Here is a 20,131-nt window from a genome sequence, read left to right as displayed (position 1 = left end):
GAGGATCACGAATACCGCCCAGGCCAGGTCCCACTTTTTCACTGAATGGCTCGACGCCCCAGATCTCCACGACACCATCGCACTGGACAAGGCAGCCCCAACGCCAAGACTTCCTAGAAGAGCATGGTGAAGTTCAATAGGCCACCCCTTGGGCGGACTCTTCCCAACCTCCTCCGTCAGGCTCGCCGTGGGAACCTTGCGTGATGCCCGTGGTAAGGGAGACTTGATGATGTTCTGAAGATACCTGTGCAGTCAGGTTGGAGCGCTAGAGAATCGGCACCAGCAGCAGAACAAATAGCAGAGAAACACACCACTTCATCGTAACAGCCGTAACATGAATGCGGGTCGATAATGGAAAGGCCCATCCAGTCGACTGGATGGGCCTCACGACACCAGACTCATGCGGCTCCCACTACATAAACTTCATGAACTTCTCTTTGGTCTCGTCCATCACTTGCGCGGTAATGGACGATAATCCACGTTCCTTGGCCACACGCTCCACTTCTTTGCGAGCCATAGGGCGGATGAAGTCTGGAATATTTTCCAGCCGCTGCTCCGCTTCGCGCGACCACGTCATCCCGTCAGGCGAATCATTCTTTGAATCGTCCATCACTTGCAGCGTGATAGTCTTGAATCCTTGTTTGCGCGCGTAGGTCTCCACGCTGCCCTGAACCATCGGTTTCACAAAGGCCGGAAGCCGGTCGAGTTTCTCTTTGGCATCGGCAGTCCACGTAAACTCAGATGCACCGTTCGCAGGCTTGCCGGAGTTCGTCAGGCCCATTTCCGCAACCATGGCGGAGAATGGACAGCCACTCGCTTTTTCAGGCGCCTTGGCAGGCGACGCAGCAGCGGCAGAAACAGCCGGCTGACCTCCTTGAATTTTCTCATTCAAATAGGCCGCCATCTGCCCAAGGGGTGGGGTGGCTTCGGTCTTCAACGTACCCTTCGTCATCTCAAATGGCTCGGCCTCAACAGTGCGCCCCCCCAACTTTACTCCGAGGGAACTGACCATCTGGGTTTCACCAGGATTCGTCACCATGGAGAACTTGGCATTGCAAGACGGACAGCCAAAAAACACGCCCAGCGTGCCCTCCCCTGGTTTTTCCACCTTTTCGAAGTTCATATAAGTTTCACAGTTGAGGCATACGAATTTCATGGGTCTCCTCTTCAGTGCATCGTGTTACAGTTGTTCGGCCAACACTTTCTTGTAATCGATGAGCGTCCTGATGCGCCCAGCTATTTCCTGGTACCGTTGAATGGTCGGATAGGTTTCGTCAAGCAACGGCTCCCCCTTGTCGAAAGTACGGGCGAGGGTCCGGTCGAAGGGAATGCGTCCGAGCAGCGGCAAATCCAGCATCTCACACATCGCCTCAGTATTGCCTTCGAACAACTCGTTCACTTCCCCACAAGACGGGCAGCGATACTCACTCATATTCTCGACAATGCCCATGACCTTGATACCTATGTCGCGAGCATAGGTCACCGACTTCTGCACCACATCCGATGCCACTTCTGATGGTGTCGTCACGACAATCGCTCCTGCCAGGTCAGGAATAAACCCGGCAATGACCGGCGGTTTGTCCGCTGCGGCCCCCGGAGGGAGATCGACCAGTAGATAATCGAGCTCACCCCAGACGACATCGGCCAGAAACTCTCGAATGACATTCATTTCCATCAACCCTAACCAGACCGGGCTGACATCCATCGGCCCTTTCCAACGAACCGGCGATGCATCATCCAAGAAGAAGTCCATCGATGCGACTTTCACCCCGAGCGGCCCGACCGGGGGAATCGCCCCCTCAGGCGTCATCGTCAATGATCGACCGTGCAATCCCAACATGCGAGGCACACAAGGCCCGTTCAGATCCACGTCCAACAGTCCGACCTTCGCGCCTTGCCGCGCAAAGGCCAACGCCAAGTTGACCGTGGTCATGCTCTTGCCCACGCCGCCTTTTCCGCTCATGACCACCAGCTTGTGCGTGATGCCGGCCATGCGATCATGGACCAGTTTGGTATTTTCTGAAATCTGTGCGCGCACTTTGGCGTCGTCTGAATACTTCAAATTGCGAAGAATGGCCTTCAGATCTTTTTCAACCGCCATAAAGGGAATCCATTGCTAACTGTGCGAATTGACAGAGGTTGACCGTAACACATGGATTTCTGGTGAGTCAAACTCACACATCCAGCCCACCAGATGGCACAGATTCCGATGGCTAACGCCACCGCTCAGCTGACACCGGAGGAGTGAAGCAATGGAAGAGACCCACAACGCTCGTACTCTGGGCGGTCGGCTGCAATGGCTTGTTATGCAGGCAATGCTGGATTCCAATATGGGAGGGGCGAATCCGCAGGGTACGGAGGCCCAGCCTCCTCCAATGGCTTTCGCAATGAACAGCCATCTTAGTGTGCATCCGGCGCCGTACTTGTGGGTCCATCGTCGCCTAGCCACTGCTTATACTTCTTGTAATGCTCGACCCTGGCACTGCGCACCCAGTTCTCTCGCTGGATGCGCCCACCAAAGTTGGGCAAGAGGAACTCGAATTTGTCGATGTCCGCGTGACTCCAGGTTGCCACCTGGCTGAACCAGAAGACGCCCCGCTTGTGCAGAAACCGTTCTAACGCCGGCCCGACCCCGCGGATGTGTTTCAGGTCATCGGGCGACTCGCCGACCGCTTGCCCCTCCTCCGACGGCTCCATGACCCCGACCTGGTCCAGATCCCCGGTATATGCGCTGATCGTTTCAACCGACACATCTCCATTCTGCACGACAATCTGTTCAGCGGGAGTCTCGACCCGCATCTCGACAACCTTCTCACCAACCTGTGAAGACACAACTGGAAGCTCAGCCATCTGCGCCCGAACATCGGGGCTCTCACTCGGGGGCTCGCCGTCGCCCAGCCACTGCTTATATTTCTTGTAGTACTCGACCTGTGCGCTGCGCACCCAGCTCTCTCGTTGGATGCGTCCCCCAAAGTTGGGTAAGAGAAACTCGAATTTGTCGATGTCTGCTTGGTTCCAGGTCGCCACCTGGCTGAACCAGAAGACGCCCCGCTTGTGCAGGAACCGTTCTAACGCCGGCCCGACCCCACGGATGTGTTTCAGGTCATCGGGCGACTCGCCGACCGCTTGTCCCTCATCCGACGGCTCAATAGCACCGGCCTGGACCAGATCCCCGGTGTGTGCGCTGATCATTTCAACCGGCACGTCTCCATTCTGCACGACCATCTGTTCAGCGGGAGTCTCCACCTGCTTCTCGACAACCTGCTCACTGCCCTGTGCAGACAGGGCCAGGAGTTCAGCAATCTGTGCACGAAGTTCCGCGATCACGGCCACTTCGCTTTCTACGGCCTTGATCCGGACTAGCTTCTCTGGATTGTCGAGCGGCACCTCCCCATTCTGTTCCGTGGGAGTCACGATCCGCTTCCCGACAACCCCTTCACAGGCCTCCAACACCGAGGCCCGGAGCTCAGTCATCTGCGCACGAAGATCGGTGATCACAGCCCAGGAAACCAGCCCCCACCATCGTCCAAAGCCAGCATGTCCAGTGCGCAAACATCACGACTGCTCTCCCTTGGGTCCGATGGAGAATTCGATCTGTCGGTTTTGCTGGCGCCCCTCCTCGGTAGAATTCTCGATGATCGGTCGTGACGCTCCATATCCTTTGGGAGCCAGACGATCAGCAACGATCCCCTTTGAGATCAGATAGTCGACGACGGCCTTGGCCCGCTGTTCCGAGAGGATCCGATTCGTGGCCTCCGGTCCGACGTTGTCTGTATGCCCGCCAACTTCAAAGGCAGCCGTGGGATCTTCTTGTAAAATCGTGGCCACACCATTCAGGACAGCTTTCCCCTCCGGCAGCAGCGTGGCGCTGTTGATTCGGAACATCATCGTTGTCCCCATCAGCAGCTCATCAATCTTCTTTTTGAGCACGGCTGATGCTGGTACCGGTGGTACTGGTGATGGCCGTGGCTCGATGATTTTCGGAATCGGTGGAGGAATTTCAGCCGGGTTTTCCAATGCAACCGGTGGAGGCGACGTGACTGAACCTTCGCCACAGAAGAGGAACACGGTGCCAAGGATGAATAACCCGAGGAGCGCCAAGTACGGGTCCTTGCCCTGCATGACAATCACCTTCGCTAAGGAGAGCAACCTAGCACGCCGCAGCAGAATATGGCTGAATAGGGAAAGCCGTCAAGGGGTGGGTCTTGCGCCATCGTCTTCGAGGGGTTCGAACTGATGGGCTGGCTAAATCGAATATTGAAAGACCGGCTTCGCCCCGATCGCCTGAGCCAGGACGCCTCGGCGTTTCAATTCATCGATGATGCGAGCGGTGGCGCCATCGAAATCGGTAGGGCCTGAGAGGACGACGTCGGTATTTGGCGGAGGCTCTTCTTCTGTCTTACTCATGTGGACGGCAATGACCGGTGCGGGGTGGACGAGTGTCCTAATCGCCTGTGCAGCTTCTTGGTAGGCGAGGCCGAAGGGATTGGTGGTGGACACCACGATGAGGCCCGTGTCGGTGAGGAGACGCGCCACTTCGCCATAGCGTCGAGCCATTTCCGTTGTCTGTCCCCGCTCTTCCTCGTTCAGATCCGCATCCAACCCACGACGCAGATTTTCTCCGTCCAATAGGTAGGCATGGCGTCCGTCCGCGACGAGACGGCCTTCAAGCTTTCTGGCCAGGAATGATTTGCCAGTATGTCGTCCCCCGGTAATCAGGACCACTGCGGCTCGATGGCCATACTGTTGTGCTCGGTCTTCAACTGTGACCTCGCCCTTGACCCACGCAAAATCGCGCCGCCTGGCTTCTTCGCGGAGAAATTCCTGATCGTCATGGACCAGTTCGGTAATGATGCCCCCGCCCGCAATATCGTATTCGTCGACCAACACAAACCGGCCCGTAGCCTCGAACGACGCCGAGAGGTCAAACGCCACCGGCGTTTTAGTGCGCAAGGTCAATTCCGCTACCTGATTCTTATTCACCGTATTGCTGCCCTGTTGCTGAGCCAAGTCCATCGTATCGATAATCCGATGGATCGACGCCACCTCGCAGTCCACTTCTTTCGTCGCCACGCGCAAGAGATATTTGCGCTCTTTTTCCAGCGGCCTCTTGCCGAGCCAAAACAGATTAGCCCGAAAGGCCGTGGAGACGGACGGAAGGTGCTCCTGGTGCGAGGCGATCTCCCCACGCTCCACAAAGATCTGGTCATCGAGCGTCACACCGATCGATTGCCCTGCCTGGCCCACTGTCGGTTGCGGCTCAATATTGAAAGCCTCCACCGTCCGGATATTGGCGCGTTTGTTCGAGGGCGAGAACACGAGATGATCGCCGACTTTTAACTGCCCGGCGGCAATACGACCCGTGATGATCCGGCGCGCATCAAACTTATAGACGTCCTGTACCGGCATTCGGAGAGGTTGTTCCGAACGGGCCGCTTCTTTCTGGAACCCACCGAGCGTTTCCAGGACGGTCGCGCCGGTATACCAGGGCATCTGCTCGCTGCGATTGGCGATGTTGTCGCCGAGCTTGGCACTCACTGGAATGAACTGCAACGGCACCGCTTTGAACTGCCCCAGAAATTCACGATACTCTTTTTCAATCCCCTCGAACACGTCTTGCCGATAGCCCACCAAATCCATCTTATTGACCACCACCGCAAACTGTCGGACGCCCAGCAACGACAAGAGATAGCCGTGCTTCTTGGACTGCTCTTTCACGCCTTCCAACGCATCAATGAGCAACAGTGCCGCCTCGGCCCGCGCTGCGCCGGAAATCATGTTCTTGAGAAATTCTTTGTGCCCGGGCGCATCAATGATGATGTATTGCCGACCCTTCCACATGAAAAACGTGCGAGCCGTATCGATCGTAATCCCTTGCTCCTGCTCTTCGAGAAAGGCGTCGAAGAGGAAGGCATATTCGAAGTCCTTCCCCTGTTGCTTGCAGATAGCCTGCACTTTCTCCAACTTCCCGTCAGGGAGAGAGCCGGTATCGGCATACAGTCGGCCGAGCAACGTGGACTTGCCATGATCCACATGGCCGACGATCACGATATTCAAATTTTCAGACGGCTTGGTAGTTGTCATAATTTATTCTTCAGAATGCCCAAACGGGCAGACCAGCGAGGCCGCAGGTGAGAAACAACCGGAGGCGTACCCTCTTGGGTACGTTGAGGATTGTTTCGATCCGAGAACGAAGCTGGATGCTCGTTTCAGCATTCTGCTTACATGTATCCATCTTTGCGGAGCAGCTCCATCCCCCGACCTTCGTCCTGCGCTCGGCCTGACCGCTCGGCCACGGTGGTGTGGCGAAGTTCTTCGATGATCTCGTCCACCGTCTTGGCCGTAGACTTGATTGGTGTGGTGCAGGGAGCACACCCAAGGCTGCGGTAACGTATCCCCTCACCTTTATCGAGGTACAAGTCGATGAAGGGAATATTTTCGAGCTTGATGTATTCCCAAATATTGATTTCAGTCCAGTCCAAAAGCGGATGAATCCGAATGTGCGTACCGGGCGGAAATGTGGTCTTATACTGGTCCCAGAGCTCAGGCGGCTGATCCCGAAAGTCCCAATCTCCGTGCTTATCGCGCGGGGAAAAGTATCGCTCCTTGGCCCTTGTGCCCTCTTCGTCTGCGCGGACACCGAGGATGACGCCGGTGTATCCCTTGTGCTCCAAGAGTTGCTTGAGACCGTTCGTTTTTAAGGCGGTGCAACAGACGACGCGGCCCATCGTGTGGTTCATACCCGCCGCCAGGGCCTCTTTGTTCTGGCCAACGACCAAATCCAATCGCCATTCTCGAGCGAGACGGTCGCGATATTCAATCATTGCCGGAATTTTGTAACTGGTATCGACATGCAGGAGCGGAAACGGGACATGCCCGAAAAAGGCCTTGCGGGCCAGCCACAAGAGCACCGTCGAGTCCTTCCCCATGGACCAGAGCATGGCGAGATTATTGAAATGTTTGTAGGCTTCTCGGAGAATATAGACGCTTTGATCTTCCAGTTGCCGCAGGTGTTTCATACCCCAAATCCTTCCGCCTTTCGTCCTACACTGCGACCTGCTGTCGCACCAAGTCATCAAGCTTACGCACCGCCGCGCCACTCTCAATGGCTTCGCGCGCCGCCGGGAAGCAGGTCGAAAACGACGTCCCTTTCCCCGCTGCGTACAGTAACATCGCGGCGTTCATGAGGACCCACTCTTTTGGCCCGCCCTGCACCCGATTCTGAAGAATATGGCGGAGCAGATCCGCCTCCTTTTCTCGCTGATCGGGGGGAAACCCGGCCATCTCGCGCGATGGAATAAAGGTCAGTCCAAAATCTTTCGGAGTGATCTCCAGCGGTCTGATGCGTTCATCGCGAAGCTCCAGAACTCTCGTCGCCATGGAGGCAGACAACTCCGGATCGCCCTCGACGCCACGAATCACCATCCCCCGCGGACACCCGAGCATTCCTAGCGCTTCAGCCGTTTTCTCGAAGTGCGGTGGATGCGACAATCCCACCACCTGCGCTTTAGCCCGAGCAGGGTTCAACAACCTGGCAATCGGATGAAACACGTTCCTGACACCGAGCTCTTGGCGCATCTCCAAGAATCGGTACACAGGTGGATGATAGAGTCCGATATCGAGATAGGCGAAACCGTTCCTGTGTACTTGTTCACTCACCCGCTTAGGGTCTGCATCCACCGAAATCCCTAAGGCCTTCAGTACCCCAGCAGTACCTGGACGCCCAGGAATGCCGTCGTACCCATGCATCAACACTGCGGCTCCAGCTGAAACCGCAACGATCGAGGCAGCAACGATGGCATGAAATGTATCCTGCTTCCCGGCATAACTCGGCACATCAACGAGTGCTAAATCTTTCGACACTGCAAGGGCTGGCACATACTGACGTGCCGCAGCCGTCAATGCCGCAAGTTCAGTGACTGACTCTGACTTAAACCGCATAGCGATGAGAAAAGCTCCGACCTGTGCCGGCGTGGCTTCCCCTTCAATCAACGCCTTCATCGCCTGCTTACACTCATCCCATGTCAGGTCTTTGGAAGCTTTTGGCCCTTTGGCGATCTTGGCAAGGATCTCTTGAATCGGCATGTTACGCCTTATGTAATCCACACTCGGTTTTGGTAAAGTTCTTCCAGCGCCCGGCGCGCGGATCATCGCCAGGCGCCACGGGTGCTGTGCAGTACGTGCACCCAATACTGGGATAGTTGTGATCGTGGAGCGGATTGTAGGGAACTTCGTAGACCGTGATGTAGCTCCACACATCGGCCCACGTCCATCGAGCCAGTGGGTTCACCTTGATCAATGTAAATTTCTCGTCCCACTCGATCAAACCGGCATTCGCACGGGACGGTGCTTGATCCCGCCTAATGCCCGTGATCCAGGCATCATAACCTTTCAGGACGCGAGTCAGTGGCTCGACCTTCCGCAATTGACAGCACTGATCTGGATGGCTGGCCCACAGGGCGTCACCATGGGACTCTGCTTGTTGCTGTGGTGTCAGCAATGACTTCACTTGGATCACTTGCGCTGGTTTCAGCTGGTACCTTTCGATGATCCGATCCCGCGTGGCATACGTCTCGGGAAACAAAAAATCGGTATCGAGATAAAACAACGGTACTGCGGGATCGATGCGATGCACCATATCGACGAGAACCACGTCCTCCGCCCCAAAGCTACAGGCGAGAACCATCTTCTGCCCGTATCGCTCGATAGCAGCCGCCAGCACATCTTGAGGCATCTTCGTCTCAAAAGATGCGCTCCAGGCTTTGAGCTCTTGGACCAGTTCAGAACGGCCAGTGACGGTCATGGCAATCCGCCCCTTTACCCTTCGACCTTTTCCACCAGAATCCGATAATGCGATGCTTCCGGCTCCAAGGCCTCTTGGATCAGCACCTTATGCCCGTCGTTCTTGAGGCTCATCGGCACGTTCTTAATCGGCTCGCCCGCATCGAGCCACACTTCCAGCTTCTCACCTGCATCCATCATTTCCAGCTTCAACTTGGTCTTCACATAGTTCATGGGGCAGGCGACGCCACGGAGATCGTAGACCCGTGCACCGGTCGGAGCCGGAGCCAAAGGTTTCACCTCGGTGACGACCGGCGTGACCTGCGCTGCAATATCCCTCACTGGAGCGGCCGCCTCTTGGACCGGAGCAAGCTTCAAATCTTTCCCCATCTGTTCTGTTGCAGCTCGGCAGGCCTCAACGAAGCCCTTCGCAAACACCATCTTTTCACGCGCCGACTCGGCGGTCGTCTCCTTTGGGCCGAGATCGCCGACCTTCTTATTGAGCTCTCGATATTGCGCAGGGATGACCCCTTTCTGCGCAATCCGGCTGTCAAATTCAATGAACGTTTCCGAGTCGGTCGACGGCTCAAGCCCTTCGGTCACCAACATCGCCTTCGCCGCGGCCAACACCGCGCGATAGGATTTGTTCACCGACACGGAATATTGATGGTTCTCGACCAGCAACTTAGCTTGATACAGTTCTTGATCGGCCTCCAGAATACCATTCTCGATCATCTCCAGCGCGCCGCCGGCACATTCTCCGGGGCCAAGATCTTCAAGGATAAATTCGTCCTCCCCCTCCCAATCATAGTAGAAGGTGGAATCCTCCTTGAAGGAGGGAACGATCGTGTACGGAATCAGCTCATCCTTCAACTTACTCTTACCCATACGGGTAATGAACTTCGGTAAATTCTCATCTGGTTGGCGATCACGCCGGTACACGTCGATCAAATGAGAGATCGCTGCAGGGACGGATTTCGCCGGCAGCTTCACGGTCATCTGCCCGATCTTGGCCGTGCCGTTCACCGAACCACCGAGATGCAATTCATAGTGCGGCGCGACATGCTCGCCAAGGCGTTTTCCAACCCCATGCAACCCGATCGTGGAAATGTGGTGCTGCGCGCAGGAGTTATGGCAGCCGCTGATTTTGATATCGACGCCTGCCAGATCTTCCGGCACACGACCGGGTGAAAACACTTCAGCCAACGCCCTCGCAAGTCCCTTGGACGACGTAATCCCGAGCCCGCAGGTGTCAGTGCCGGGGCACGCAATAATGTCTTCGACCAGTTCAGCGCCGGGATCCGCCAACCCGCGAGATGCCAAATCCTCGTACAGATCGGCAATCCGATCGCCAGGAATCCACCGAATCACCATATTTTGATTGATGGTGGTACGGAGATTTCCGTTTGAATAACGCTCGGCCAGATCAGCAACGAAGAGCATCTGTTCAGCCGTAAGATCCCCCATGAACAGCTTGATGGCGGCTGTGACGTAGCCCTCCTGCTTCTGTTTCACAACATTGGTCCGTTTCCACATCTCAAACGGCGTCTCATGACCGATTGTGCTGGCCCCATTGCCATGACCGTTCCCGTTTCCATATACCAGACCATTTTTCGTGGGCATGAGGAGCGGAGGGGGCTCATCCTGATACTGAAGCAGGGTCAACGGTCCGTTCTTGGGAAGCGTGTGTCCCATGCCGACATAGGCGGCTTCCCATCGCCGTTTGAATTCCTCAAAACCCAGCTTGTCGATCACGAACTTCATCCGGGCCTTGTTTCTATTTTTTCGATTGCCGAGGGTATCGAAGACTTTAATCACGGCTTCGATACTGGGAATCAGTTCCTCCATCGGTGTGAACTCACGGAGCAGTTGGGCAATCCGTGGAGCAGAGCCCAAGCCGCCACCTGCCACCATTCGAAAACCGACGACTCCGTCAGCTCGCTTGACGGCCAGTAGGCCGATATCGTGAATCGGGGTCAGCGCACAATCATGTTTGCAGCCAGAAAACGCAATTTTGAACTTCCGCGGCAGACTTTGGTTCAAGGGGTTCCGTAATAGGTGATACGCGACGGTCTTCGCATAAGGCGTCACATCGAAGACTTCGCCTTGGCACACGCCGGCGAGGTGACACGCCGTCACATTCCGCACGGTATTCGCGCAGGCCTCTCTGGTGGTGAGCCCAACTTCGGCCAATCCACGCATGAGGGTTGGCACATCCTTCAATTCCACGAAGTGCAGCTGGATATCCTGTCTCGTCGTGACATGACCCACCCCGGTCGCATAGCGGTCGGTGAGCTCCGCCACACGTCGCAGCTGATTCGCATTGAACCCACCGAACGGAATCTTGATCCGCACCATCTGCACACCAGATTGGCGCTGCCCATAAATGCCATACTGCAGGCGGAAAGGTCTGAAGAGATCAGAAGAAATCTCCCCAGCCACTGTTCGCAGCGCTTCGGCCTCAAAGGTTTCTATTTCCTCTAGGATGGCGGGAGGAATCGGACTCGTGACAATGTGAGGGCTCGTGAGGGCTTCAATGTGGTTCATAATACCGCTCTCCTATATCTCCTCTGGAGAGGAGCCTCCTAAGTCAGATGTGGTACATCGGACTGCGCTGGGCATCGATCGTTCGTAACCGCATTGCCAAATGTTCGACCGTCACGTTTTCGAGAACTTTTCGCTCTGCCTGCTGAACCTGCTCCCAGACGTCACCGAGCAGCAGTTCAGGCTTGGTCGCTTGACGATCACGTGTTCGCTGACCGACAAAAGACCGATGAAAGACCGGCCCTTCCAATGCCTCGAAAATATCGGCGATCGACATCGCTGCTGGTTCATGCGTGAGGAGATAGCCTCCTTGAGCACCCCGTTGGCTTTCGACTAACCCGGCCTTCTTCATCGCATGGAGAATCTGTTCGAGAAAACGAGCTGGAATCCCATGACGCCTCGCGATAGCCCGCGCTTGAATTGGGGCTTCTTTTGCATATGTGGCAAGATCAACGGCTACCATAATTCCGTATGTGGCACGCATAGACACTTTCATTCTTTATTATTCCTGTCGGAATTGAGTTACATATACCGTCTCCCATCTTGACCTGTCAAGGCACCAGAAACTTCCTTAATGAAGGTCTACACATATCCTGACATTTAGTATTCAAAGCTATTTGTTAGTGGAGTCATGAACATCGAGAGCGCACCATAAGTCCATATCTTTACTATTCATTTCATGCCTGCAAAGCCACACAGGAAGCAGGACGGAAGGCTATCGCATCTATAAATCAGATTGACATCGTGTACGCCCTAAGCAATAATCTGACCTCTTCTTCGGGTGGTATCTTTCATGCCTGTGGCATCATCTTCATTTACTATTCTGTTATTCACAAACGATACGACCATACAGGCCCTGGTGGGACAGGTATTCAAGGGCGCTTCCGTGATGATCGCTCGGGATGTTGTGACCTTTCAAAAGGAGTCGTCGCGACATCGGTTTGATACCGTCGTGGTGGAATCGCATGGCGGGCAGGAACAGATTGAGACGCTTCATGACCACGTCGACCCTACTCGCACTCTTTGTATCAGCGGGTCTAAGGCTGTCTTAAAAAAAACGTTGACGGTAATCCAGCTGATGAATCAGCCAGACAGCCCCCAGCAGAACAAATCCCACGACACCTCCCTGGAGAGTTATCTAGAGGTGAAAATGGGGGAATTCGTCAAGGGGATGCGAAACGGATCAGCTAAAAACCTTCACCCGATTCTGATTTCCGCCGTAGAACGCCCTCTCATTACTTCAGCGCTGCGTGAGACCAAGGGTAATCAAATACAGGCTGCTGCACTTCTCGGTCTCAACCGTAATACCTTGCGGAAAAAAATCGTGAATCTTCACATCCCCGTCAAGCAGACGAAAGCGAGAGCTACTCAATAGTGAGTGAACAAGACTGCCACAGACGTGCTACGGGGCTCACTTCCCATATACATCTCTCACCACTCATGAAGGAGGGACATCATGACAAAGGAAGAGCTGATCGCAAAGATGGCGGCTTCAGCTGGGATTACGAAGGTCGCGGCCGGAACCGCCCTTGAGGCACTCACCGGGGCGGTGACGTCCTCATTAAAAAAAGGGAAGCGCGTCTCGCTCGTCAATTTCGGCACCTTTACGATTTCAAAACGAAAAGCACGAATGGGAAGAAATCCACGGACAGGCGAATCACTCCGAATCCCTGCAGCGAAGGTCCCGAAGTTTTCAGCTGGGAAAGAGCTTCGCTCGGCCGTGAAATAACCGTCCGTACGCAGTAGGGTGGCCGCCTCAAGAGATGATTGAAAGAGACGGGCCAATGTCTTTCAGCTAGCTGAGGGAATGAGGCTTGCTCTTTCGTTTTCTTGACAGTGTCAGTGAGGCTATATTAGCATGCCCCCTCTCTTGATAGGCGCGTAGCTCAGGGGGAGAGCGCTACCTTGACACGGTAGAGGTCGACGGTTCAAGACCGTCCGCGCCTACCATTCTGGCTGAGGCACTGGTTTGCCTCTTAAAGGCTCGGTGCCTTTTTTGTTTTTGCACTAGTGGATCAAGTCCGTACGTCATGAAGATATCGGTCAAAGACGGTCCAAGCGGTGACATTCAGACCGGGGTGACAGTGGGTGGTGCTCTGTCTGACCTAGGTGTCGTTGGCAGAGATATTCTAGCAGCTAGAGTAGACGGAGCGGTTGTTGATTTATCGTCCGCACTGTCTGGGAATTCAGTCGTCGAAGCACTGCGGTTCGACAGTGCAGAAGGCCGTGAGGTGTACCGTCACAGCAGCACCCACCTCATGGCCCAGGCAGTCAAGGAACTCTTTCCGTCGGCACAACTGACCATCGGCCCAGCCCTGGAAGATAGTTTCTATTACGACTTCGCCTTCGAACGCCCCTTTACCCCAGAAGACTTGCAGAGGATCGAAGAACGCGCTGCTGAAATTATTAAGCGTAACCTCGCTATCACAAGGCGGGAGTTCTCAAAACAGGATGCGATAGATTTCTTCACGTCCCGTGGAGAGCACTATAAGGTCGAGCTAATTCAAGGCTTCCCCGATGGAGAGCCAATCACCGCCTACACACAGGGTGACTTCGTGGATCTCTGTCGTGGCCCCCATCTTCCTACTACCGGTGTCATCGGAGCCATAAAATTGCTCACCACGGGTGGGGCCTATTGGCGTGGCGATGAACGTAATCCGATGTTACAGCGGATCTACGGAACATCCTTTCCGACACAAGCGGAAGTGGATGCCTACATGGCCAGACTTGAGGAAATTAAGCGGCGCGACCACAGAAAAGTTGGAAAAGATTTGGATCTGATCAGCATTCAGGATGAAATTGGACCCGGGCTGGTCCTGTGGCACCCGAAAGGTGCGACAGTCCGCCTGTTGATTGAAAATTTCTGGCGAGAACAACATATTCGAGACGGATACCAGCTGGTCTATTCACCGCATACCGCACGCCTTGATCTCTGGAAAACCAGCGGGCACCTCGATTACTACCGGGAAAACATGTTCCCATCGATGAAGCTGGAAGGCAGTGAGTACCAGCTGAAACCGATGAACTGTCCGTACCACATCATGATCTACCAATCTCACCTGCGCAGCTATCGAGACCTCCCCATTCGCTATGGGGAACTCGGAACGGTCTACCGCTATGAACGGACCGGCGTGCTGCACGGGCTTATGCGGGTACGCGGATTCACGCAGGATGATGCCCATCTCTTCTGCCGCCCGGATCAAATGGAACACGAGGTCAGCCGGGTCCTGGACTTTACATTTTTCGTCTTGCAAACATTCGGGTTTCACCAATTTGACGTCTTCTTGTCCACGCGGCCCAAAGAGTCCGTGGGTGGTGATGAACATTGGACCTTGGCCACCAGCGCATTGGAAGCGGCCCTGAAGAGTCGAAACATCTCCTTCCACCTTGATTCTGGCGGGGGGGCATTTTACGGCCCGAAGATCGATATTAAGATCAAAGATGCATTGGGCCGCTCGTGGCAATGTTCCACGGTCCAGGTGGACTTCAACAATCCAGAGCGATTTGAGTTAAGTTATATTGGAGAAGACGGCAAAGCACATCGCCCAATCATGATTCATCGCGCCTTGATGGGATCCATCGAGCGTTTTTTCGGTATCCTGATTGAACATTACGGAGGTGCGTTCCCAACCTGGCTGGCTCCGGTACAGGCCGTCGTCATGAACATCACCGATCAGCAGCAAGACTACGTGGCGGCCGTCGTGGCGCAATTGAAGGCGGCTGGCTTTCGGGTCGAGCCTGATCTCCGGAACGAAAAGATCGGGTTCAAGATTCGCGAAGCGGAAAAGGCGAAAGTCCCATTCATGTTGGTCGCGGGGAATCGTGAAATGCAGGATGGAACTCTCTCGGTACGAGGCCGAAGTGGGGCAAATTTAGGGAGCAAGACAGTGGCTGAAGTGTTGGATCTTCTGCAAGCCGAGGTCACGCACACACAGCGAGAACTTCAACCTGCACATTAAAAAAAGAGGTGGCCTATCGTTCCCAAATTGCGTGTGAATCGTGAGATCCGAGTCCGAGAAATTCGTGTCATTGGCCCGGAAGGAGAACAACTCGGCATCCTTCAGACGCCGGACGCCTTTCGACAGGCTCAGGAAGGCGGCTATGACTTGGTGGAAGTAGCTCCTAACTCCACCCCCCCGGTCTGTAGAATTATGGACTTTGGGAAGTACAAGTATGAGTTGAGCAAAAAGGACCATCAAAGTCGGCGCCATCAAAAGTCCACGCAGGTAAAGGAAATCAAGTTACGGCCACGGACCGATAAACATGACCTTGAAATTAAAGTTCGGCAGATGAAAACGTTCCTCGAAGAGGGCAATAAGACCAAAGTCACCCTCACATATCGCGGGCGGGAGATGGCCAATCAGGAAATGGGGCGGGCCGTGATGAATTCCGTCATTGAACAATTGGCGCAAGCCGGCACCATCGAGTATGCCCCCCGCATGGAGGGACGAAGTTTGATTATGATTGTGGCGCCCAAATAATTGACGCGCGATGCGGTGATCGATCAACCAAAGGAATCCTCGATGAAAATGAAAACCCATAAAGGGACAAGCAAGCGATTTGCCAAGACCGGAAGCGGAAAAATTGTCCGCCGCAAGGCGGGTAAGCGGCACATACTGACCAGCAAGCGGCACGACCGAAAGCGCCGCCTGAGCGGGTCCACGGTCGTCGATCCGACAGTCACCACGTCGTTGAACCGGCTGATCCCGTACGCATAGAGCGACAATGATTTCATGGCAGGAGTCTCAGGACCTTAAAGGAGTAATGAATTATGCCTCGCGCTAAGGGTGGGCCAAAAACTCGGCAACGGAGAAAGAAGCGGATTAAGCTGGCATCAGGCCAGTACGGCGGAAAGAGTCGGCTCTTCCGTTCAGCGACAGAAAGCGTCGACAAGGGGCAGACATATGCCTATACGGGCCGCAAGAATCGGAAGCGAGACTTCCGGCAATTGTGGATTGCCCGCATCAGCGCTGGCGTTCGGGCTCAAGGGCTGACCTACGGCCGGTTCATCAACGCATTGAAGAAAGCGAATGTGTTGTTGGATCGAAAGATTTTGTCGGATATGGCGATCAAAGATTCGGCGGGCTTTGAAAAGTTGTGCGGCCTCGCCAAGCAACACCTGACTCCTGTCGCCGCATAACTCTACGCTCTAGTCGAATATCGTTTGAAAGGGGAGCCGACAACGTGTCGTCTCCCCCTTTCACGCCCCATCGCTCTAGGGGCAGTCCCTACCCAAGCGCTATCAGCTGCGACAGGTTCACGTCGAACGCCACCACCGGCATGGAGATCTGCCAACGTTCGAGGACTTCCGGATAGACCTCGCCGATGACGCCGACCGGCTTCCACCGATGAGAATAGGGTTCTATAATCGCCACCGGCTCCATCAGAACCTTGGTTATCTGAGCCCGTTAGAGTTCAAGCGACGGCTCAGTGAGTCTTAACTTGGTGTCCACGGAACCCGGGCTAGCTCAAGCTGTCCCATTTTGCTCTGCGGTGACTGTTGCGAGGCTTAGTTAGACGACTCTCTTCAGACCGGGAGGGAGATCTGGCCTTGATTGGAACAAAACTGGCCACACAAGATACGGCTAATACCAGCCAACTTTCTCAACAATCGACCTATTCGGAGAGAGAGAGAAGATAATTCACAAGATGCCAGATTTCTTCTTCCTTATTAGCATACTGACCCAGGAACGATGGATGAGGAGTTCCGTCTAAGCCTGTCATGATCGAACGATACAAATCTTGTGGCGCCGAGCCGTTTTTCAATGAGGACCGACTCGTCAAATCTCCAGGCCTGATCGGCAATCCGCTCTGATCCATCAATTCCTTCGCACGAGCCAAGGTCCCCTCTCCATCCGCATCATCCCCATGGCACCCTTGGCAGCCGGAGTCGAAATAGGCCATGCGACCGCGCTCGATGCTCTCCGGAGTCGACGGAACAGGCGACACAGTCAATGGAATCGACTCCGGCTTTTCCTTCTGGAACCCGGGATAGAATGTCTTGATGTAGCTGATTACACTCCACCGCTCCTGCTCGGTCAGGCTGCGGAACGACGGCATGTAGCCGGGCACACCCCGCGTCACGGTACGGAACAGGTCCTGGTCCATCGGCAGCTCGCCTGATGGAGTCGATCGGAACTTAAAGCTACCGACGGTAAAATCCGTCGGTCTCGGCGCCATATAGGCCGCGTTGAAGAATGCCGCCGGCCCATCACCCTTCCCATTGACTCCATGGCAGAACAGGCAACTTTGCTCGTAAATCTGTTTCCCTTTCTTATTTCCCTGTCCTGTTGCTTCTTTGGGCTTCAATGCCTCCGCCGAACCGCTGAACAGACTGCTCGCCACGAGACTTACCACACAGACTCGAACGGTCGCTCGCATCAATCCCATGAAGAAGTCTCCCTCATCTATTTAAATTAGAAAATGAGATCGAAGCCAAGAGTAAAGAAATTGCGCAGATTTCGCTCCGGCATGACTCCGCCCTGAGAGCCTAAGACATTAAAGTCGTTGCGGATCATTACTGCCATATTGGGTCGAATATAGTACTTGAGCTGAACCCCAACCACCGAGGTAGTCGTTCGCTGAATCGTAGTTAGTGGAAGCAAGATTGGCACGGTGGCAGGAATAAAATTTTGAACGGTTTGGTTCTGAACCCCTCCGCCATCTAGAAAGTCATACCGCGTGGAGAGGAGCAATTGTTCAGTAGCCCGTACGTCCAACGCAACCGAGTAGCCGCTCGCTGTATCATCAAAGAAGCCGGGAGGAAGCACTGGCAAGTTCGATATCTTGTCGAACGAGTAAGCAGCATGGAGATCAATCATCTTATATCGAATGTACGCCGATACGCCAACCTGGCGTTGTGAAACCTGCGCCAGTTGCCCAGGCCCCAGTGGGAGTATCAAATTGTTGTTGCCAAAATACCCAAACCCCGACAGGCTTGCGCTGAAATAATCCGCCCTGGCAAAGTCAAACCGGATCATGCCATAGGCATCTTTCATACGGTTTGTATCGCCCATCGCTGGAACAAGCCTGAAATTTTCCCCCGAACCGTTGATCACCCCGGCCTGGTAGAAAAACCAATCCCCAAACGGACGTCCATGGATTTCAATCCCATCCCCGAATCCGTTATACCCACTCGGCAGGAATGGCGAGATGGGAAACCCATTGTGATTGTAGAGCCCGTAGAACTTGTGCACATGGGCAAAGGAGGTAAGATCGAACCGATTGAGGATAGGGGCAGCCTGGAACGGGATGGGCGCACCGACCGGTCCACCATTGTTGATGAGCGCCATATCACTGAAGATCACATCTAGTTGGGTACGTAAAAGGGGAAAGGATGAAAATGAAGAGGGATCGAACCGGCCAACTCGGATATGAGCCCAATTCTTGGCACCCAACTGGCTGCCAATGTTGTTGAACGTAAGGAACATACGATTCGTGAAGAGATTCCCTCCATTCAATGATTCGATAGAGTCGAGATCGACATAGAAGCCGATATTCTTATAGACTGTGCCCGCCACGAACATGCTCAGAAAATCGGGACGAATGAATTCCGCTTTGTCGTGAGGTTTCCCGACCACCGCACTACCGACCGATGCTGAACCAGTAGCAGAGTAATCGGCGACTCGGAACGTCGACTGCCCGCGCACCCGGAATCCGACAAAGTTTCCGACGTCATTGATCGTCAAGTCACCCAGCTTCTTCTTGCCGATAATGCCGCCGTCTTCTGTCCCAGGGAGTTGATACCCGTTTTCCATGAACCGCTCGCCGTACGGATTTAATCTCGGCACCGGTGCATGGCATACGTTGCAATTCACCTCGTACTTGCGAGCAAACGCTGGAATGGCGCCAGCCTCCTCGACCGACCCTACTAATCCCCCGCCCACCACGATAGTGAGCATCGCGGCCATTCCAATCGTCCAGCCTCCTCTCATTAGGCTCCTCCTTCTCTCGGGCTCTCTGCAGTCGACTTGTCGGTCACAGTCTGTTCAATCATGATGGTCGTGCACTCAACCAGACCTGAGCCTGAGAGGTACCGTAGCAAACTACTTCTACTTAACAAGTATTTTTACAAATGCAGCGAGTGGTGGACGGCGCGCCGCTTTCTGGACGACATCCACCGGAAAGGCATCCGGATTCGGGGACGGGGCGTCCTTCGGACTGATCGTGAATTCAGGTGGCCCCACCACAGCCCAGAAGCGTGTTCCATGCTCAGACAAGCAAGCGTGCAATCCGAAGTAGATGAGGTCCGGAATCGCACGCCATGCATCGTCTTACCGCCTAAGTGTGAGCCTTCTCGCGTCCATCTTGGCGGCTTTGCTCTTCCCAGCATGGTAAACACACAAGTTGAAGATGTAGGAGACACACCCCCTGTGGCATATCCTGACCATGGGTCCACATTCCATACCCGTGTATCATCACGGTTCAGTTTGTACGTATGTCTTGTGATTGTGGTCCTATTTGGTATGGTCGAACTGATCCGAGTAAGACAAGAACCGTCACTCCAGGTTATTGCGCAGTATGCTTCACCCTTCCCCTTTTGATGAAATTCCAACCCCATCGTTCGCCGATTCGCTTAAATGGAAAATGGATGGTGTGTGTAATCTTGTTGAGCACATTTCTAATGTGCTCAACAGCTCAAGGAGTGTGAGATGGTAATTCCCGAGTCCAATCCAGCGTGCTCTCATCGGCGCTGTCTGCTGGTTATCGGTCTCGTTGTCTGGCTTATCGGAAGTACCACCGAGTGTGCCCTGGCAACAGGCTCAACTCAGTCTCGACACGATGGAGACAAGCCTGTTTCTCCCTT

At 54.5% G+C, this 20,131-nt stretch carries 18 protein-coding genes and 1 tRNA gene; 7 read left to right on the top strand and 12 right to left on the bottom strand.

Annotated elements, in window-relative coordinates; all coding sequences use genetic code 11:
- Positions 1-412: 412 nt before the first annotated feature.
- The 10 genes from E8D52_08510 to E8D52_08465 all read right to left on the bottom strand — a co-directional run bounded on the left by E8D52_08510 (position 413) and on the right by E8D52_08465 (position 11,821).
- A complete protein-coding gene (locus E8D52_08510) occupies positions 413-1,156 on the bottom strand; it encodes a hypothetical protein (GenBank protein TKB69009.1) in 744 nt (247 codons plus the stop codon).
- Positions 1,157-1,180: 24 nt separating this feature from the next.
- Positions 1,181-2,101 carry an Mrp/NBP35 family ATP-binding protein gene (locus tag E8D52_08505; protein TKB69008.1) on the bottom strand — a complete coding sequence of 307 codons (921 nt, stop codon included), beginning with the start codon at positions 2,099-2,101 and terminating at the stop codon, positions 1,181-1,183.
- A 299-nt stretch (positions 2,102-2,400) separates the two neighbouring features.
- Complete coding sequence (locus E8D52_08500; protein ID TKB69007.1) at positions 2,401-3,552, bottom strand: hypothetical protein; 1,152 nt, start codon at positions 3,550-3,552, stop codon at positions 2,401-2,403.
- 3 nt (positions 3,553-3,555) lie between these two features.
- Entirely contained in the window at positions 3,556-4,122 is a 567-nt protein-coding gene (locus E8D52_08495; protein TKB69006.1) for an OmpA family protein, read from the bottom strand.
- A 123-nt stretch (positions 4,123-4,245) separates the two neighbouring features.
- Positions 4,246-6,084 carry an adenylyl-sulfate kinase gene (locus tag E8D52_08490; protein TKB69005.1) on the bottom strand — a complete coding sequence of 613 codons (1,839 nt, stop codon included), beginning with the start codon at positions 6,082-6,084 and terminating at the stop codon, positions 4,246-4,248.
- Positions 6,085-6,221: 137 nt separating this feature from the next.
- A complete protein-coding gene (locus E8D52_08485) occupies positions 6,222-7,019 on the bottom strand; it encodes a sulfate adenylyltransferase subunit 2 (protein ID TKB69004.1) in 798 nt (265 codons plus the stop codon).
- Between the two features lie 25 nt (positions 7,020-7,044).
- Positions 7,045-8,151 carry an anthranilate phosphoribosyltransferase gene (gene trpD, locus E8D52_08480; protein TKB69003.1) on the bottom strand — a complete coding sequence of 369 codons (1,107 nt, stop codon included), beginning with the start codon at positions 8,149-8,151 and terminating at the stop codon, positions 7,045-7,047.
- Complete coding sequence (locus E8D52_08475) at positions 8,087-8,803, bottom strand: phosphoadenylyl-sulfate reductase (GenBank protein TKB69002.1); 717 nt, start codon at positions 8,801-8,803, stop codon at positions 8,087-8,089. The genes trpD and E8D52_08475 overlap by 65 nt, the downstream gene beginning before the upstream one ends.
- Before the next feature lie 14 nt (positions 8,804-8,817).
- Positions 8,818-11,328 (bottom strand): HEPN domain-containing protein, encoded by a 2,511-nt coding sequence (locus E8D52_08470; protein TKB69001.1) that lies wholly within the window; start codon positions 11,326-11,328, stop codon positions 8,818-8,820.
- A 43-nt stretch (positions 11,329-11,371) separates the two neighbouring features.
- A complete protein-coding gene (locus E8D52_08465; protein TKB69000.1) occupies positions 11,372-11,821 on the bottom strand; it encodes an Rrf2 family transcriptional regulator in 450 nt (149 codons plus the stop codon).
- A gap of 297 nt (positions 11,822-12,118) precedes the next feature.
- On the opposite strand from E8D52_08465, the gene E8D52_08460 reads away from it, so the two are divergent.
- From E8D52_08460 to rplT, 7 genes are all read left to right on the top strand, one after another.
- Positions 12,119-12,700 carry a hypothetical protein gene (locus E8D52_08460; protein TKB68999.1) on the top strand — a complete coding sequence of 194 codons (582 nt, stop codon included), beginning with the start codon at positions 12,119-12,121 and terminating at the stop codon, positions 12,698-12,700.
- Positions 12,701-12,781: 81 nt separating this feature from the next.
- Entirely contained in the window at positions 12,782-13,054 is a 273-nt protein-coding gene (locus E8D52_08455) for an HU family DNA-binding protein (GenBank protein TKB68998.1), read from the top strand.
- Between the two features lie 146 nt (positions 13,055-13,200).
- A tRNA-Val gene (locus tag E8D52_08450) sits at positions 13,201-13,275 on the top strand.
- Between the two features lie 80 nt (positions 13,276-13,355).
- Positions 13,356-15,284 carry a threonine--tRNA ligase gene (thrS, locus tag E8D52_08445; GenBank protein TKB68997.1) on the top strand — a complete coding sequence of 643 codons (1,929 nt, stop codon included), beginning with the start codon at positions 13,356-13,358 and terminating at the stop codon, positions 15,282-15,284.
- A gap of 15 nt (positions 15,285-15,299) precedes the next feature.
- The gene (gene infC / locus E8D52_08440) at positions 15,300-15,806 is read left to right on the top strand and encodes a translation initiation factor IF-3 (protein TKB68996.1); all 507 of its coding nucleotides are present in this window, start codon (positions 15,300-15,302) and stop codon (positions 15,804-15,806) included.
- A gap of 42 nt (positions 15,807-15,848) precedes the next feature.
- On the top strand, positions 15,849-16,043 hold the full coding sequence (gene rpmI / locus E8D52_08435; protein TKB68995.1) for a 50S ribosomal protein L35: 195 nt from the start codon (positions 15,849-15,851) through the stop codon (positions 16,041-16,043).
- Between the two features lie 53 nt (positions 16,044-16,096).
- The gene (rplT, locus tag E8D52_08430; GenBank protein TKB68994.1) at positions 16,097-16,465 is read left to right on the top strand and encodes a 50S ribosomal protein L20; all 369 of its coding nucleotides are present in this window, start codon (positions 16,097-16,099) and stop codon (positions 16,463-16,465) included.
- A 476-nt stretch (positions 16,466-16,941) separates the two neighbouring features.
- Here the strand turns inward: rplT and E8D52_08425 are convergent, their stop codons facing one another.
- Entirely contained in the window at positions 16,942-17,715 is a 774-nt protein-coding gene (locus E8D52_08425) for a c-type cytochrome (protein ID TKB68993.1), read from the bottom strand.
- 26 nt (positions 17,716-17,741) lie between these two features.
- Positions 17,742-19,259, bottom strand: coding sequence for a hypothetical protein (locus tag E8D52_08420; GenBank protein TKB68992.1), 1,518 nt, complete (start codon positions 19,257-19,259; stop codon positions 17,742-17,744).
- Positions 19,260-20,131 lie beyond the last annotated feature (872 nt).

It is taken from the genome of Nitrospira sp. (genome assembly GCA_005116745.1).
In the GTDB taxonomy this organism is placed as follows: Bacteria; Nitrospirota; Nitrospiria; order Nitrospirales; family Nitrospiraceae; genus Nitrospira_D.
Note: the sequence above shows the minus strand (reverse complement) of the source record. Positions and strands in the feature narration are given on the sequence as shown.